This window comes from Cronbergia sp. UHCC 0137 (assembly GCF_034932285.1).
GTDB lineage: Bacteria > Cyanobacteriota > Cyanobacteriia > Cyanobacteriales > Nostocaceae > Cronbergia.
Genome location: NZ_JAYGHC010000013.1, coordinates 106,607 through 124,364 on the forward strand (window position 1 = coordinate 106,607; position 17,758 = coordinate 124,364).

General features: G+C 40.2%; 14 protein-coding genes. 8 read left to right on the forward strand and 6 right to left on the reverse strand.

Features of this window, described 5'->3' with window-relative positions:
• Nucleotides 1-233: 233 nt before the first annotated feature.
• Nucleotides 234-2,087, reverse strand: a complete 1,854-nt coding sequence (locus VB711_RS08735; RefSeq protein ID WP_323285483.1) for an N-acetylmuramoyl-L-alanine amidase — start codon at nucleotides 2,085-2,087, stop codon at nucleotides 234-236.
• A 572-nt stretch (nucleotides 2,088-2,659) separates the two neighbouring features.
• Nucleotides 2,660-4,096, reverse strand: coding sequence for a cation:proton antiporter (locus tag VB711_RS08740; RefSeq protein ID WP_323285484.1), 1,437 nt, complete (start codon nucleotides 4,094-4,096; stop codon nucleotides 2,660-2,662).
• A 199-nt stretch (nucleotides 4,097-4,295) separates the two neighbouring features.
• Here VB711_RS08740 and VB711_RS08745 point away from each other — a divergent pair, with 199 nt between their 5' ends.
• Entirely contained in the window at nucleotides 4,296-5,009 is a 714-nt protein-coding gene (locus VB711_RS08745; RefSeq protein ID WP_323285485.1) for an SIMPL domain-containing protein, read from the forward strand.
• Nucleotides 5,010-5,198: 189 nt separating this feature from the next.
• On the opposite strand, the gene VB711_RS08750 is transcribed toward VB711_RS08745, so the two are convergent.
• The gene (locus tag VB711_RS08750; protein WP_323285486.1) at nucleotides 5,199-5,561 is read right to left on the reverse strand and encodes a single-stranded DNA-binding protein; all 363 of its coding nucleotides are present in this window, start codon (nucleotides 5,559-5,561) and stop codon (nucleotides 5,199-5,201) included.
• 353 nt (nucleotides 5,562-5,914) lie between these two features.
• Between VB711_RS08750 and VB711_RS08755 the strand changes: the two genes are divergently transcribed.
• From VB711_RS08755 to ribD, 4 genes are all read left to right on the forward strand, one after another.
• Nucleotides 5,915-6,922 carry a rod shape-determining protein gene (locus tag VB711_RS08755; protein WP_323285487.1) on the forward strand — a complete coding sequence of 336 codons (1,008 nt, stop codon included), beginning with the start codon at nucleotides 5,915-5,917 and terminating at the stop codon, nucleotides 6,920-6,922.
• Nucleotides 6,923-7,013: 91 nt separating this feature from the next.
• A complete protein-coding gene (gene mreC / locus VB711_RS08760; RefSeq protein ID WP_323285488.1) occupies nucleotides 7,014-7,811 on the forward strand; it encodes a rod shape-determining protein MreC in 798 nt (265 codons plus the stop codon).
• Nucleotides 7,812-7,846: 35 nt separating this feature from the next.
• Nucleotides 7,847-8,485 (forward strand): rod shape-determining protein MreD, encoded by a 639-nt coding sequence (gene mreD, locus VB711_RS08765; protein WP_323285489.1) that lies wholly within the window; start codon nucleotides 7,847-7,849, stop codon nucleotides 8,483-8,485.
• Nucleotides 8,486-8,662: 177 nt separating this feature from the next.
• A complete protein-coding gene (gene ribD / locus VB711_RS08770; protein ID WP_323285490.1) occupies nucleotides 8,663-9,853 on the forward strand; it encodes a bifunctional diaminohydroxyphosphoribosylaminopyrimidine deaminase/5-amino-6-(5-phosphoribosylamino)uracil reductase RibD in 1,191 nt (396 codons plus the stop codon).
• 8 nt (nucleotides 9,854-9,861) lie between these two features.
• On the opposite strand, the gene VB711_RS08775 is transcribed toward ribD, so the two are convergent.
• The gene (locus tag VB711_RS08775; RefSeq protein ID WP_323285491.1) at nucleotides 9,862-10,080 is read right to left on the reverse strand and encodes a hypothetical protein; all 219 of its coding nucleotides are present in this window, start codon (nucleotides 10,078-10,080) and stop codon (nucleotides 9,862-9,864) included.
• Nucleotides 10,081-10,557: 477 nt separating this feature from the next.
• On the opposite strand from VB711_RS08775, the gene VB711_RS08780 reads away from it, so the two are divergent.
• Nucleotides 10,558-12,642, forward strand: a complete 2,085-nt coding sequence (locus tag VB711_RS08780; RefSeq protein WP_323285492.1) for a DNA phosphorothioation-associated putative methyltransferase — start codon at nucleotides 10,558-10,560, stop codon at nucleotides 12,640-12,642.
• Nucleotides 12,643-13,350: 708 nt separating this feature from the next.
• Here VB711_RS08780 and VB711_RS08785 read toward each other — a convergent pair.
• Nucleotides 13,351-14,400: a J domain-containing protein gene (locus VB711_RS08785; protein ID WP_323285493.1), complete on the reverse strand. Its 1,050-nt coding sequence runs from the start codon at nucleotides 14,398-14,400 to the stop codon at nucleotides 13,351-13,353.
• Nucleotides 14,401-14,695: 295 nt separating this feature from the next.
• Nucleotides 14,696-15,529, reverse strand: coding sequence for an alpha/beta hydrolase (locus VB711_RS08790; RefSeq protein WP_323285494.1), 834 nt, complete (start codon nucleotides 15,527-15,529; stop codon nucleotides 14,696-14,698).
• A gap of 256 nt (nucleotides 15,530-15,785) precedes the next feature.
• On the opposite strand from VB711_RS08790, the gene VB711_RS08795 reads away from it, so the two are divergent.
• Together VB711_RS08795 and tal are read left to right on the forward strand one after the other, a co-directional pair.
• Entirely contained in the window at nucleotides 15,786-16,343 is a 558-nt protein-coding gene (locus VB711_RS08795; RefSeq protein WP_323285495.1) for a hypothetical protein, read from the forward strand.
• Between the two features lie 229 nt (nucleotides 16,344-16,572).
• Complete coding sequence (gene tal / locus VB711_RS08800) at nucleotides 16,573-17,715, forward strand: transaldolase (RefSeq protein WP_323285496.1); 1,143 nt, start codon at nucleotides 16,573-16,575, stop codon at nucleotides 17,713-17,715.
• Nucleotides 17,716-17,758 lie beyond the last annotated feature (43 nt).

Sequence of the window (17,758 nt, forward strand, 5' to 3'; positions counted from 1 at the left end):
CCTTTCTCCTGATTTGCATTTACGGGAGTAGTCAATTCTTTGATGCTACGCGATCGCTGCCTAAACTTTAGATTTGCTTGGGTATTTTACCATGCTCTAAGGATAAGCCGATTTTGAGCTACAAAGCATCAGATTACTTGAAAAATGCACAACTGTTGTAGTGGTCTTGACCAATTGCAGAAGCCCAGAAATTTTTTCAGGGTGGAGAATTATGAAAACTACTAATATTTGGTTTACCTTTGCTTGAGATATTGGATAATTCCTTGGGCGATCGCCTCGGCCATTTGATTTTGGTAACTTACGGTTCTGAGTTTGGCGATATCTTCTCGACCTGTTAAATAACCGGTTTCCACTAAAATTGAGGGCATAGAGCTTTTTCTCAGGACAAAAAATCTGGCTCTTCGCACTTTCCGGTCTCTAACATTCACATTTTGCAGAATTTTGTTATGGACAGCGCGAGCTAAACCCAGTCCACTTTCGTAATAATAAGTCTCTAATCCACTAACTTCTGGGCGATTTAGACCAACTGAGTTAGCGTGGATACTAACAAAAGCATCAGCGTTGGCACGTTCGGCTATGGCTACTCGTCCCGGCAAAGTCACAAAATAGTCAGAGTCCCTAGTCATCACTACTTGAATACCGTTCCGTTGCAAAACTTCGGCTACTCTTAAACTAATGGGGAGAATTATATCCTTCTCATTGATTTTGTCAATACCGATCGCCCCTGGATCCTTGCCACCATGACCAGGATCAATGACGACGACTAACTTACCTTTGGGAAGTACAGGACGGGGACGGGTTTGGGGAGTTTTAATATTGGGGTCTGGTAGCTGACCGCTATTAGGTCCTGGTAAGGGGGGTAAAATAATCGGGGGTTTAGCTGCACTATATCGCCTTAATTCAAGGTTTAAAACCTGGTTGCTAACTTGATTCAGAGAACCAACTTGTACACCGGATGCTGGTTGAAGTAAAACAACTACTGTATTCGGCGTTTGGGTTTGTAAGCGAACTCTGAGGAGGGGACTGTTAGCCTTGAAAGCCGGACCTTTGACCTGATTAGCTAATTTAGCGTTGGGTATACTAATGCGAAATAAACCAGTGTTTCTGTCCCAGCCAGCAGTGGCGGAGATATTTTGGTCAGATCTAATGATCAGTTGGGTTTCATTATCTCCTAGCTCTACAGATTGAATAGTTGCTAGGCTGTTGGTGTTAATAGATGATGGGTTGTTGGTAAAGGCTGGAGGTGGGGACTGATTATTACTTTTATTCGGTAAATTAACCAAACTCTTGTTTGGTAGAAGTACCAAACCATTAACACTGTTAAGTACCCGCCAGTCTGGACTATTTTCATCTACCCGCAAGGTGACGCGGACTGATGATGGTTTTGTTTGCAGTTGGGTAAATTCGATCGCTTTTACACCATGCCGATTAACTGTTACATTCCTTTTGGTTAGTTGGGGTGATAGAGTTGCCCCCGAAATATCCATAAAAATCGTAGACCTATCATTGCTACGATTAATTTGAACCGGAGTATTACGGCTACTGGTGCGAATAAAAAATCCATCCCCTGTAGGTTGTAGACTCTCAATTTGATTTGTTCCCCCAGTGTTACTGGCAATAGGCGAAAATTCTGGTGAGGAAGGAGAATCTATACTGACTAAATTGTAAGTATTATTGGTGGAAGTTTTTGTAGTTTCTGGTTGTGGGTCTGGTATTTGCACTGTCCAAGTGCTGGGAGTGTTGCCGACAAATTTGACCTGATTGGGGTCTAGAGTGTAACCAGGGGCGATTTCGACGACGATGCGTGTTGTTTGTGGGTTAAATTGCCCAACCCTAACAGCACGAATTTTACTACCAACCGGTTGGGTTAATTGCGATCGCCCAAATGTAATTCCCGGTAAGTCAACTACCAAGCGTGTGGGGTTAAATATTAGTTGGGCTTGGGGTTGAACGGCACTAGAGGTTTTAATTTCTAGTCGATTTTGATTGCTATCAAACCGCCACGATTCTAGTTTTGCGGCCATGGCCGGCGATGATAACATGAAGATAGTGCCAAAAGTGCTGGGGATTAACCAGTGTAGTTTCACAGTTCTTACTCCTAATTTGCATTCACGAAAATTGTTAATATCTCAGAATTTTGGTCAATCTGCACGCCATCACCAATTAAACTTTTACGAAGAAGGGAACAGGGAACAGGGAACAGGGAACAGGGAACAGATAAGAAACTTTAGTTCTGAGTTTAAAGCTCAGTTGAAAAAAAAGATGTTTTTTGAGATGCGTAACACAAAAAAACAGAATCATCGTTTCCATCTCATGTTTAAAAACATGAATTTTTTCTTTTAAGAGTTCCCCCTGAATTTGCTGCTTCCTTTGATTTTGATCCTTAACCAAACATACAATAGGAAATTCAAACTGACAAAAAATTGACTATCACAGAGGACGGAGGTTGATCAAGATAAGTTTCCATGAAGTATTAATCTCTCATAATCTATACCAGGTAACTCTTAACAGGCAATAGGGAAATAAAGGTGTTCATAAATGATTTAGGATTGCTTATAATGAGTAGTGAAGGTGTAAATAGTAGTTTTTATCATTTTAAATTGCTGATAAGTCCTGAGTAATTAACACCCAGGACTGATGGATATTCTCCAGCCAAATTTTACGATTTTAACTCATTTTCCTGAGAGTCTGTCAAGGTTATAACATCACTTTCTATTACTAATGAAGTTCCAGAAGCCGCCTCTAAAGTGGCTGTGGTTGTTTCGTCTGGGAAGACAAATCGTAATAGAGGGGGAGCTAAAAATGTGGTGAGAATTACCATCATAACAATTGCTGCTCCTAGTGGTTTTGAGAGAGCGCCACTGGCTGCACCAACACCGGCAAACACTAAGCCTACTTCACCTCTGGGGATCATGCCAATCCCAATTGCTAAACGGTTGATTCCGGGTTGACCAAATACTGTCAAACCTGTAACCACTTTACCGATAATTGCCACTGCAATCAGGAAAGTTGCCATAATTAAACCTTCCCTATTGCTAGGGATTGTGGGGTTGAGAACTCCCAAATCGGTTTTCGCGCCTACGGTTACGAAGAAAATAGGAACTAGCATATCGGCAATGGGTATAACCTGCCTTTGTAGTTCTTTGCGCTTATCTGTTTCTTCTAAGACTAAACCTGCGGCGAAAGCTCCCAGTATTGCTTCTAGTTGGATCACTGCGGCTAGGTATGCCATGATGAAGGCAAAGATAAATGCTGGGATTACCAGTCCACCCCGTGTTTTGAGTTTATCAGCGATCGCTACAAAGGTTTGATTGAAAATATTACCCAAAACAATCGCCCCCAAAAGAAACCCTGTGGCGCTGACAATTAAATAAATGACTTTGTTAATATCCACTTCACCGTCTTTAGCCAAACTCGCAACTACGGCCAAAACGATAATTCCCAGTATGTCATCAATTACAGCCGCACCCAGAATAATCTGCCCTTCTTTAGAATTGAGTTTTCCTATTTCTGATAAAACTTTGGAAGTGATCCCAATACTTGTAGCTGTCAAAGCCGCACCAGCAAAAATGGCAGGGACAGCACTGATTCCAAACAAGGTCATTAAACCAATAGTACCTGCACCAAAGGGTACTACTACCCCCACCACAGCGACAACACTGGCTTGTATACCAACGGCCATTAACTCTTTTAAGTTAGACTCCAAACCGATTTCAAACAGCAAGATGATCACACCCAGTTCTGCTAATACAGAAATTACTTCAGACTGGGCTGCAAATACTTGAGGTGTGGCTTCTGGTGTTAAGCCAGCCGTAGTTTGCAAAAAATTCATAATCAATGAACTAGAACTATCGGTGCTACCTTCTGGAAACACCAACAAATGTAGTATAGAGATACCAATGACTACGCCACCCAATAATTCACCTAAAACTGGTGGTAAACCAACTTTGTTTGATAATTCTCCTCCAAGTTTACTGACAAAGTAAATTACCACTAGACTCAGTAATACAGATTTTATCACCATTGAACTGTCTACGGTTTCTGTAGCGTTTGCCAATAGAGGGACAGAAAAGTTGATTGTGTCTAAAAACTGCATTGGTTCTTTAAATATCCTTCTTCTTGTTTTTACTCTATTCTGGTAGGCATCTATGAATTGAAAAACTAATAGCAGGTATAAATTAATTTGTGTTACCTGCTAAGTTAAAGAAGATGCTGTCATGAGAATCTTAGTTTGGAACTAGCGCGGTTTAAAGTAGTAAGACAATCAAAACCTTGATTTGGGAGGAGTTGAAGATATGATGAACAGAAATTGGTGTAAAACGGTGCTTTTGGCTTTGGTGGTATGTGGAACTTTTACTTTACCTGTGTCTGCCCAAGAAAAAATTCAATTATGGCGTACTTTAACTGTTAGTGGCCGTGGTGTGGAAACCATTCCTACAACTTTATCGCAAGTAAGTTTGGGTGTAGAGGTTCAAGGTAAAACAGCCCAGGAGGTTCAGCAGGAAGCAGCCCGGAGATCATCGGCAGTGGTAGCTTTGCTGAAAAACCGGAATGTAGAAAAATTGGAAACTACAGGTGTGACTCTAAATCCTGTTTATAATTACAGTAATAATACTCAACGAATTACTGGTTATACAGCCACTAACACGGTGAGATTTCGCATTTCTACAGATCAGGCGGGTTCGCTGTTGGATGAAGCAGTGAAGGCTGGGGCGAGCCAAATTAATGGTGTAACTTTTGTTGCCAGTGATAGCGCGATCGCTCTTGCCCAAAAACAAGCCCTGAAAAAAGCCACACAGGACGCTCAACAGCAAGCTGAAGCCGTTTTCACCACCCTGGGATTAAAGTCCAAAGAAGTGGTAAGTATTCAAGTTAATGGCGCTACTCCACCACCACCACCCATGCTATACCGTGCTGAAGCTGCCAAACTCAGCGCTGATGCTTCTACGCCCATAGTTGCTGGTGAACAAGAGGTACAAGCTTCTGTGACATTGCAAATTAGTTATTAATGGAGGCAGCGGTTCGACTTCGCTCACCGACCGGGGGCAGGCAGGGGAGGCAGGGGAGGCAGGGGAGGAATAAATCTTTTATTACCAATCACGAACACGGATTTAATGGATTGCACGGATGACACGGATTTGAAGATTAACCAATCACCAATCACCCATCACCCATCACCAATCACCCATCACCCAGAATTAAAAATTCTCTGGAGACATATCAGACATACCACCTTCCCCGTCTCGCTTAGAACCCAATAACTCTAATTGGTCTACTTGAATAACTGGTGAAGAACGATTAACTCCTGTAGAGCGATCGCTCCATGTGTCAAACTTTAAAAAGCCCTTAATCCCAATCAGGCTACCCTTCCGTACATAATTCCCCGCCACTTCTGCGGTTTTTCCCCACAACTCTAGATTAAACCAGTCTGGTTTATCATTATTGCGCGATCGCCTATTAACTGCCAACGTTAACCTGCATTTAACTGTACCAGACTCAAAATACTTCATTTCTGGATCGCCACCAACGCGACCCACAAGAGTGACAACATTGATACTCATGAATATAACCTTTCAGTACGGGTGTACTTTCTCATTTATAAATTCTATAATAGCTGATTGTAAAAATGTTGAAAATATGTTAGATAACCAACAATAAAATTAAAACTGCAAAATAGTCCCAAAAAACTATATGATTACACTGAGTAAGTCTAATAACAATAAATTAAAATGCCTGAAACCTAAATCTAGATTGACAAAAACTATAGAAAAAAATAGTCTGATCAACTGGAATCAGTCCCAAAAAAATCATAGAATCCAGCACAATTAAGTCTTACTGTTGTAGTTATAAGTAATGCAAATAGGGGGCATAGAGTCGCGTGGGTCTTTTCAGGAACTTTCGCTCGTCGTGGGATATGGGTATCGACCTCGGTACAGCCAACACCCTTGTTTATGTGTCTGGTAAAGGTATTGTACTCCAAGAGCCTTCAGTGGTTGCCATTGATCAAAATGAAAAGGTAGCCCTAGCCGTAGGAGAAGAAGCCAAAAAAATGCTTGGACGCACACCAGGTAATGTAATTGCCGTTCGTCCCTTGCGAGATGGTGTCATTGCCGACTTTGACACAGCAGAATTGATGCTCAAAAGCTTTATTCAGCGAGTAAATGAAGGTAGATCCCTAATTTTACCACGGATAGTCATTGGTATTCCCAGTGGCGTAACAGGAGTAGAAAGAAGAGCCGTAATGGACGCAGCTACTCAAGCAGGAGCTAGAGAGGTATATTTGATTGATGAACCCGTAGCAGCCGCTATTGGTGCAGGTTTACCAGTTCAAGAACCCACTGGCAACATGATTATTGATATTGGTGGTGGAACAACGGAAGTAGCCGTGCTAAGTCTACAGGGTACAGTAATTAGTGAATCAGTACGGATTGCTGGAGACGAGCTAACCGAATCAATTATCCATTACATGAAAAAAGTCCATAACTTAGTTATTGGGGAACGGACTGCCGAAGACATCAAAATTCGTATCGGTTCAGCCTATCCCACCAGCGATGATGAAGATACCATCATGGAAGTCAGAGGACTGCACTTACTTTCTGGATTACCAAGAACTGTCACCATTAAAGGCCCAGAAATCCGCGAAAGTATGTTAGAGCCTTTATCAGTGATCATCGAAGCAGTCAAACGGACACTAGAACGGACTCCGCCGGAGTTAGCATCTGATATCATTGATCGGGGAATTATGCTTGCTGGTGGTGGTGCATTGCTCAAAGGTATAGATACTCTAATTAGTCATGAAACTGGAATTGTCACACACATTGCTGCGGATCCTCTATGCTGTGTTGTTTTAGGGACAGGTCGCGTATTAGAAAACTTCAAGCAGTTAGAACGAGTATTTAGTGGTCGTTCTCGCAATATGTAACATAAGGTGCAATAGTAGATACTGGATTCTGTATACATCACTTTATAGAATCCACTTTCTCTAATCATTCTATATAGAAACGTAGGTATAAATGTTTACTATAAGACGCTGGTGGGATCATAAAGGCTTGCAATTAGGGCTGTTAGCTCTATTACTGGTTAGTGCTTGGACATTGCGACAGAATCAAGGAACATTCCTACTAGAGATGTATCAAGCCATTACCACTCCATTTCAACTATTACAACCGGGGATAAGTCCTGAAGAACGTATTCAGGATGCCCAATTATTAGAACTACAAACGCGGATAGTTGATTTAGAAAGTCAAAACCAAAAACTCCAAAATTTGGTGGGTTATGTAGAAAAAGAAACCCTGAAAATGCGTCCAATTGTAGCGCGGGTAGTGGGGCGCAGTGCCGACCATTGGTGGCAACAAGTAACCTTAAACCGGGGCAGCAAAGAGGGTATTCAAGAAGGCTTCATTGTTAAAGCCGAAGGAGGATTGGTAGGGTTAATAGAAAGTGTTACACCTAATACTAGCCGTGTGCTGTTAATCAGTGATTTAAAAAGTCAGGTAGGTGTAACCATTAGCCGTACAGCCGCCAAAGGAGTGGTACAAGGAGATGCTTCTAGCGAAGGAGTGCTAGAGTTTTATGAAAAAGTACCGAACGTCAAGGTGGGAGATTTGGTTTCTACTTCCACTTATAGCCAAAAATTTCCGGCTGGCCTACCGATAGGTAGAGTAAAGTCCTTGGATTTAAAGAAACTCCCGGCATCTGTAGCCAAAGTTGAGTTATTCCCCCCCATTCGGTATTTAGATTGGGTGACAATATATCCTAAACCAGAAAACCAAGACCGTAAAAATCCTAATTTACTAGACCAATCTCGATAAAAATCTCATTAGATTCTGAAATTTTGACAAAAATAATGAAAATTCCTGGATTTGCTGGCAACCAACAAAAAAGAGCAAAAACGCCAGAGCGAAAATCCAAATGGTTTGTTCCCTCCCTCCAGCGTTGGCATCCTAGCTGTCGTCTGATGTTGGATTGGACAGTAACAGTTGGATCTGTCCTACTATGTTTAATGATGTTGCCAACCCGTTTACCAGGGATGGAATTATTGGGTATTGGCCCTAACTGGTTGTTAATTTGGGTAGTAGCTTGGAGTGTTAAACGTTCAGTTTTTGCTGGTGCTTTTGCTGGTATAGTTTTGGGGCTTTTGCAAGATGCTATGACATCACCTAATCCTAGTCATGCTGTGAGTTTAGGGATAGTAGGGATGCTCACTGGTTTAATTCAGAAACAGCGTTTTATTCAAGAAGACTTTATTTCTATTGCTTTAATTGTCTTTGGGATGGTCGTGGTGGCAGATACGATTTTTGCCGTGCAATTATCGTTGATAGGTGATGGTGATAACGGGCAAAATATACGCAAAGTGGAAGATATTTGGACATACTACCAGCGAGTCGCTTTAGCTTCAGCAATTCTGAGTAGTTTATGGGCTCCTGTGGTGTATTATCCCTTAAATCGTTGGTGGCAACAAATGAAATTAATTCATAATTCATAATTTCTAGGAGTTAAGGCTTATGGATTTTATCTGTTGTAGGGTGTGGTTCGGCAAGCTCACCAACCACGTCAGACCCGATAATTGAGCATCTAACAGATTTTCTCTATCTGACGCACCGCACTAATAACGTAAATTGCTAGTTAGATTAAACCTAAATTTGCCTAAGAGTTAGTAAATATGGATAATTCTACAGAGTTACCTTCAGCAGATGCGGTTTTAAACCAAGAGACTGCCAAAAATTTCCTTGGTGATGTGACAGCAACAACAAAAAAAATGGAAAGTGGTGAATTTGATTCCCAGATGATGCAACGGTGTTTGGAATTAGCCCGTCGTGCTTTGGGGTATACTTCGCCAAATCCGTTAGTGGGGGCGGTGATTGTCAAGGATGGGAAGATTGTCGGGGAAGGGTTTCATCCCCGTGCTGGTGAGCCTCACGCTGAAGTTTTTGCACTGAGAGCGGCCGGAGATGATGCCCGTGGCTCTACAATCTATGTGAGCCTAGAACCTTGTAACCACTATGGACGTACTCCCCCTTGTTCTGAAGGGTTGATTGCTGCGGGGGTATCTAAGGTAGTGGTGGGGATGGTTGATCCTAATCCTTTGGTAGCTGGTGGTGGAATTGCTCGATTACGGGCGGCGGGGATAGAAGTGGTCGTGGGGGTAGAAGAGGCGGCTTGTCGTAAATTGAATGAGGGTTTTGTCCATCGTATTCTCCACAAACGACCTTTGGGAATTTTAAAATATGCTATGACCTTAGATGGGAAAATTGCTACCAGTGCTGGACATAGTGCCTGGGTGACAAATCCTGATGCCCGGAGTGAGGTACATCAGTTGCGGACTGCTTGTGATGCGGTAATTGTGGGTGGGAATACGGTGCGATATGATAATCCTTTCTTAACTAGCCATCAGGTAGGGGCGCGTAATCCGTTGCGGGTGGTGATGAGTCGCCGGCTTAATTTGCCAGAAAATGCCCGACTGTGGGAATCTGATGCTCCGACTTTGGTTTTGACTGAGGTTGGTTGTTCAGAGGATTTTCAGGAAATGTTGGTCAAAAAGGGGGTGGAAGTGATTGAATTTCCGTTGTTGACACCTGATCAGGCTATGGCTTATTTATATGAGCGCGGTTTTTGTACTGTGTTATGGGAATGTGGCGGTACTTTAGCTGCAAGTGCGATCGCTCAAGGGGCTATCCAAAAAATTCTAGCTTTTATCGCCCCCAAAATCATTGGTGGTGTTCATGCTCCCACCCCTGTTGGTGATTTAGGTTTGGTGAGTATGACTCAAGCATTGTCTTTAGAGCGTGTTACTTGGCGTGTGGTTGGCTCTGATTGTTTGGTGGAAGGTTATTTACCACAGGTTGGTAATTGATCACCTGTTTATGGTTGCTGACGTTCATAAGCCAGATCACGGATGAGGCTTAATTTTGCTTGTATGTAATCACACAAGTAATCTGTTTCGTGAGGGTCTAATAGTGCTTGCTTTGTAGTTTGCTTGACTAGCCACTGTACCAAGCTGGCATCATCAAGCTGCAAGAGTGTCACCGCTTGGGCGGCTTCAACTATAGACCAAAGCTGACGCATAATCGTAGGAGTCATTAGACCTCAAGGAAGTTATTAGCTTAGTTGTTTTTAGATTACACAATTCCGAGTATGGCTGACTGAATAAATCTATAACATGAGATAACTGTTAGCAAAAGTTTAACAAGCTGATTTATATCTTTATAAACGTTAAGAATTTGCAACTATATTAGTGAGGTGGTTGGACAAAATTAAATTTATTTGTTGAGAGAGGGAACAGGGAACAGGGAACAGGGAACAGAAAAACCAGTTGTGTAATTAATTATGTCTCATTACCTAAGTTTAAGTTGATTTAAAACTATTGGAATAGAGTAATAATACTATAAAGGACAGCTTGTAGTAAATTTACAGCAGTTTTCAATTAAACCCACCTCAAAAATAATCTGTAGTTATCTATTCATCCGCGTTAATTTGCGTTAATCTGCGTTTAATTCCTCTTTTATCTGTTCAGTATAGTAAAGTAAGCAATTAAAGGAGTTGATTTAGGTATCAAAGATGGCTATTGAAGAACAAAACTTAACTTCAGAGTCTACAGAACTGAGAGCGATCGCTAATTATTGTCAAAATTGTCAATTTGGTAAATTATTACCAGATGCTTTCTACATCCATATTTTGGCACTGTCTAGCCTTGATCCCTTGCTGCAAAAATATGAAAATCGCGCCCGCAGTATTGTTTCCCAAGTAGAAAAAGCAACTTTAGTTAAATTCAGTCTCAGTAAACCCAAAATATCCTATTTATTTTATCCAGATTTTGACACTGACCCCCATCCAGCTTTACAAACAAGTATTCACGTTGATTTAGAAACTTTAGAAATTGGCTATCGAGACTACAGCAACTCAGAAAATCCGCCCATACTCCACCGGAAAGAAACCTTTGTTACCCCAGAATATCCCCTTTATGAAGAGTTTGCAGCCCTAACCCGCAGCCAAGTAGATTTAGGATTGCTGGATAATTCCCAGGGGATTGGGACAAAGATGGGGTGGGAAAAGCGGCTAAAAGCTTATGGGGTAGAGATCCAGGGACATAACCTGATTAGAAAACCGACAACTATCACCACAGGTAGTTTAACACCAAAAATAGAACGGCATAAAGCAGCGATCGCTCGTCAAGACCTATCCCGTCCCGTCCGTTTAGCGATCGAATCTGACTTATTTACTCCAGAAACTACCTTTTTTGATTATGGTTGCGGACATGGTGGTGATATAATTCGCATCGCCGAAAAAGGCTACATTACCTCTGGCTGGGATCCTTACTACTCACCAGACACCCCCCGCACCCCTGCGGATATCGTTAATCTCGGCTTTGTCATTAACGTCATTGAAGACCAAAGCGAACGCCGGGAAGCCTTAATTAAAGCATGGGAACTCACACAAAAAGTTTTGCTAGTATCAGCCCAGGTATTAATTGCTGATAGTAATAGAGGCGTAGTAGCTTATGGCGATGGTATTATCACTAATCGTAACACATTCCAAAAATATTATGAACAAGAAGAACTAAAAATTTACATAGATCAAGTCCTGGGTGTTGATGCCATTCCCGTAGCCTTGGGGGTATACTTTGTTTTTAAAGATGAAGCTCAAGCTGAATTATTTCGCTCCTCTCGCTTTCGTTCTCGCGCGACTACTCCCAGAATTAGGGCTTGTATTAAACGATTTGAAGACCATCAAGAACTATTAACACCCCTGATGAGTTTCGTAACAGAACGTGGTCGTCTTCCCAGCAAAGGAGAAATAGCGCAAGAAGCTGATATTAGTGCCGAATTTGGCAGTTTACGCCGAGCATTTCAAGTAATTTTACAGGCAACAAATCCCCAAGAATGGGAAGAAATAGCAGAAAAACGCCGTCAAGATTTGATGGTTTATTTAGCGTTATGTCAATTTAGCCGTCGTCCCAGATTAGGACAATTAGCGCCGGAAATGCAAGAAGACATAGTTGGTTTATATAGAAGTTATAAACAAGCTTGTTTAGATGCAGATCAAATGTTACGCAGTTTAGGGAATACAGAACTAATTATTAAGCGTTGTCAAAACAGCGAAATTGGTAAGAAATTACCTAATTCTCTTTGGATTCACATTTCATCATTACAGTCCCTTGATCCTTTATTGCGTCTTTACGAAGGTTGTGCTAGTCGTACCATTGGGAGGTTAGAAGAGGCAAATGTGATTAAATTCCATACTAAAACCCCAAAGATTTCTTATTTATATTATCCCGATTTTGATATAAATCCTCATCCGGTATTGTGCAGAGTTATGTCTATTGATTTACGAGATTTACACGTTACTTATCAAGATTACGATCTTGATGATGACCCACCAATTTTACACCAAATAGAAACTTTAGTTACTCCTGATTATCCACAATATGAAAAATTAGTTAAATTAACTCGTCAAGAAGAAGATTGGGGACTGTTAGATGATTGGCGAAGTATTAGTCATCTTTCTGGTTGGCAAAAATGTCTAGTAGAACATTGTGCAATTCTCAATAATTATAGGTTAATTTGGCGAAAAGATGTTGAACCATATAAACTTAAAGTATTACAGGCTGGTGTTAAAAGTAGACAAAGGAAAAGACTTAACTAGGAGTTAGGAGTCAGGAGTCAGGAGTCAGGAGTCAGGAGGAAGAATTAGAAGAATAGAAGAGTATTCTTGAATCCGGTCAAGTGATAGGTTTTTGGTAGTTTCAATGCTTATTACTTGCATCTTATGTTTAGCACTGCTCATACGTGTCAACTTAACATGAAACCCTTGTAATGACGTTAAATAAAACTTATTCAATTCCCAACCAATCCCGGTAGAACCCCACCCCCGCTTTTGCTAAAGCAAAATCTCCCCTCCCCTCTTGAGCTACGGTGTACACACAAGTGATCTGATTACCCAAAACAAGCCCTGGCGATTAGAAATCACGGCTACACAAACAAAGTCCACCTGCGTGGACTGAAGAAAAACTACTTATTTTTAACCCACGGAGGTGGGTTTTGCCTGTGTAGTTGCGGTTTCTAACCGCCGATTTAATCTTGATAAGACTTGTGTGTACACGGTAGCTCTTGAGGGGAGGGGATTAAGGGGTGGGGTAAAACGGCTGTGGGACAACGATTAGAGCCTAAGTTGACACCAATGAGCATTGCTAAACCTCTACTTGTAGAATCAAACTATTAAGCAGTTTTTCGTTTCTTTTACAGTGCGTCAGACCAGATAATTTAACCACTATTAGCCATATTTTTCCATCTGACGCACCCTACTAAATCAAGCTGAAAATGATTAATAGACATCTGATGAAAGAATCACGGACTAAAATATTATCCCCACTCCCAATTCTTCCATCATCTCCGCCAGCATTTCTTCCATCATATCCCGGCTCAAAGCTTTAGGACCAGCAGTAAATTCTTTGATTGTCATTTTTTGTTCTTTAAATTTCTTGACAAAATCACGAATTTCTTTCACTACTTCAATTTGAGATTCTAAAGTTTCTACCATCAAAGAAATAGTATCAACACCTTTTTTAGCGGCTTTACGAGCATCAGAAACCATCGCTCCTTCAGGGGTTTTTTTAGCCTCACGTAATTCTTGTTTTAATTTATCATATTGGTTTTTGAGAATTTCATTTTGTTGGACTAAATTCTGGCATCTACGGGCTAGATCATTCTCACTACTGTGATCAATAGATTCTCCTAGATCATGCTGACGTTCAATTTCTAAAAGTCTTGCCAAATCACCTTCTTCATAAGCTTTATTAATTTCTTTCATGATTTCTGTATAAGACTCTTGCATTTCGCTGTCTTTGGTTTTATCAGGGTGAAAAATTTCAGCTAACCGTAAGAATGTCTGACGTATTTTTCTGGATTCATCAGTTCTACCTCCAGAAGAAAATTCTGATTCTTCTGATATTTCCCAATACTGACGACGGTGTTGATTACCTTCTTGGGCAAAATCTTCTGATTCTCCATTTTCAGGCATTTCTTCTGATTCTTCTGCTTCAGTTTCATATATCGGTTTTTGGCTAATCACTCCTGACATTTGCAGGTTATAATAGATGTTCTCTACATTTTTGCGGGTTTGTTTGCCAAATTTCCTGGTACTAAAAATTTCCTTGAATAGAGCATGAATTTCTTGGTCGAGGTCTGCCATTTTTTTGAAACAAGGACTGGCGTGTTGAAATACTTCGGTGGCTGTATTCCGCATCTGTTCGATAAATTTATTTAATTCGGTTCGTTTCTTTTTAATTTGTTTAAGTAGAGATTGGTGTTCTTTTTCTAACCCTTGTAAATGGATGTGAAGCTCAGAGAGCGCTAATGGGGTGGTAGGTTGGGCTGGAGATGCAGAAGATTTTTTACGCGGCATAAAGGGAAAAAGTAGGTAAGTTTAAAGTTTAAAATAGAACTAAAGTAGGGCTTGCGGAAAAAGTCTTTTGGTTAGGGCTAGGAGTCAGGAGTCAGGAGTCAGAAAGAAGAGTCTTCGATCTGATTAAGTGATAGGTAAATGAACAGTTTCAACGCTTATTCCTTGCACCTGATTCACCTTTTTAACCTTCAAACTCTTGATATATCTAAGTTCTAGATTTATTAAGCAAGCCCTAAAGTAAACGCTTTTTTTGGTACTGTGGTGTTTTTAGTATACCAAAATTGAGACAGGAATTTTAATTATAGTGGTTTGCTGTTAACCAATAGTCTAAATCAGACAATAACTTTTGCGGAATTTCCCAGGGGAAAAGGTGGGCGGTATTGGGGTAACATTGCCACTGAGAATTTTTTAACTGTCTGGCAGTTTCTAAGCTGGCTTGGGCGGTGATATGTCGGTCTTGTTCACCAGCGAGTACCAAGCTAGGACATTCAATTTGCGACAATTTGGGATTTAAGTTGTAACCGGCTCGAATGGCGCTGTAGAGGGCGTTAGTAGCAGCAGGAGAGGTTTGTAGATAAGCGGGGACGGCTGATTTGGCAATGTATTTGTAGGTGCTGGGGGTGTGTTGTTGAATTAAATAGCGAAAGAGCGATCGCTTGCCAAAGTTTTCAATATTCCACTGCCAACCTGGTTTAATCTGGTTTAATAGGGCAGCTATGCCAGTATAAACATTATCTTGCCAAGAAATAGCCGGATGATTTCCCCACGGTCTAGCAGCAGTGGCGATCAAAATTAGTCCTGTCACCCGTTTTGGTAGCCGCAACGCCAGTTCCATGGCTAAAATGCCCCCTAAAGACCATCCCAATACTAAACATTTTTCAATCTGAAAGCGGTCTAGCAGTGCTTCTAAATCGGTTAAATGGTCTGTCATTTCAAATTTGCCATGAAAATGACTTTTGCCGTATCCACGTAAATCGGGGGCTAAGGTTTGGAAACGTTGGGATAGATGATCGGTGAAAACAGAAAGATTGTCTCCAGTACCAGGATGACCATGTAAAGCCAGAATCGGAAATCCTGCACCTTTGATATCAACGTTTAGGTTTGTGGCTTTGGTTGAGGGGTCGCGCATAAAAATTAAAATTTCAGTAATAATACTCGGTATTTTTCTTTTTTAATTTTGCTTATATAAGTTAAAAGTTATTTTTAAAATAGAGTTTTACCCTTGATATATAATGCTTTTAGGCTTATTTATTATCTGTATACTGAATTAGATAACAGTTAGAAATAAGACTATAGTGCTATATATCTTAATTTATATACTGGTATTCAAATTATTGAATTTTGTTATATGATCTACTTGTAATACTATAATTATACAAATCTCTGTGAATAAAACAGTAACTCAACGAGATGAATTAACTAAAAAGCGTACTGAATCTGAAAAGATGCACGATGTCGCGCTTTTACTGCAAAATCTAGTTAACAATGAAGAGGCGACTGTAAAATTAATTTTAGGTTGTCTCTATGATATTGGCTCGGTTAATTTGATTAATCAAAAGTTTCGTTTACGTTCTTTAAATTGGATTGTAAAATCAATTGCTAAGATGTCTAAACCTGCATTTAGTATCTTTGCTTGGTATTGGTTTAAGAATAACTGTCCCCAGTTAATTGCTGACTGGCTGTACTCTAAAGTTAGTGTTGAATATCCAATAGAGAAATCGCAAAATGTGAATGTTGAAGTTTTAGATATTCAACCATATTCCCCACCGGAAATAGAAGTTTTGAGTCGAGATATTAAATATTTGCATTATCAAGTCAGAGTGTTAATGGGGATTTGTATAGCTGCACTGCTAGGATTAGGGATAGCAGTTAATAAATTAATCGAAAGTTCACAACCAGCTTTAGAAACTAGACAACAAATTCAATTAGTCACACCTCCATAGTTTTATCAGGGAATTTTGTGATTGTTCGCTTGATTTAGGTAGTTGGTAAGCATAATAAAACCAAAGGAAGTGATTTTTAGTATAGTTATAAATTTCCCCTGTATGCCTTTTGATAGAAGAAGGGAGTAATCTATTTATCTAATATGACGGAATGAAAATCTGCCTATTAGATGTGTTTTAGCGGAAGATAAATTGTAAGTATTTGATAGTAGCTAATTCAGGTAAATTTATGGCAACTAATCATCTGCTGGAAATTAAGAATTATGGTCAAAGTATCTGGATGGATAATTTGACTCGTGATTTGATTGAGTCGGGTGAACTTAAAGATATGATAGAAAATAAAGGTATCTGTGGAATCACTTCTAATCCAGCTATTTTTGAAAAGGCAATTTCTGGTAATGTAATTTATGATCGAGATATAGAAGCTGGACGTAAAGTAGGACTACCAGTTGATAAAATTTATGAATCGTTAGTGTTTGAAGATATCCGCAATGCGTGTGATTTGTTGCGACCAGTTTATGAAAGGTCGAATGGGTTAGATGGTTATGTAAGTATTGAAGTTCCACCAACGATTTCTGATGATACCAAGACCACAATTGAGGAAGCTAGACGATATTACCAAGAAATTGGTCGGGAAAACGTGATGGTGAAGATTCCTGGGACGAAAGCAGGTTGGCCAGCTATAGAACAGGTAATAAGTGAAGGAATTAATATTAATGTCACTTTGCTGTTTTCAGTGAATAGTTACGTTGAGGCAGCTATGGCTTATATTAGGGGTTTAGAAAAACGGGTAGTTGCAGGTAAGGATATTAGTAAAATTGCTTCGGTTGCGAGTTTTTTCTTGAGTCGAATTGATAGTAAGATTGATCAAAGAATTGACGAGAAACTGAAAACCATTAATCGACAAGAAAAGGGGGTAGTGCTGAATATAGTTAGGGGCAAAATTGCGATCGCTAATGCTAAGATTGCTTACCAGAAGTATAAGGATATCATTAAGAGCGATCGCTGGCAAGCTTTGTCAGCCAAAGGAGCTAAAGTTCAACGACTTTTGTGGGCTAGTACCAGCACTAAAAATCCTAGCTACAGTGATGTTATGTATGTCAATGAGTTAATTGGTGCGGATACTGTTAACACCCTACCTCCAGCAACTATTGAAGCCTGTGCTGACCATTGCAAGGTGCAAAATAGCCTGGAAACTAAGATAGAAGAAGCTTATCAATTGATGGAAAGTCTTAAACAGCCAGACATCAATATTGATATAGATGAAGTAATGGATGAATTGCTGGTTGAGGGGATTAATAAATTTGTTCAGCCATTTGAATTGTTGATGAACTCTTTAGAAAAGAAAGTCAAGCATTTGTCACCTGTTTAATCTAAAATTAAAGAAACAAAAAACCACAATCCATATAATAGGG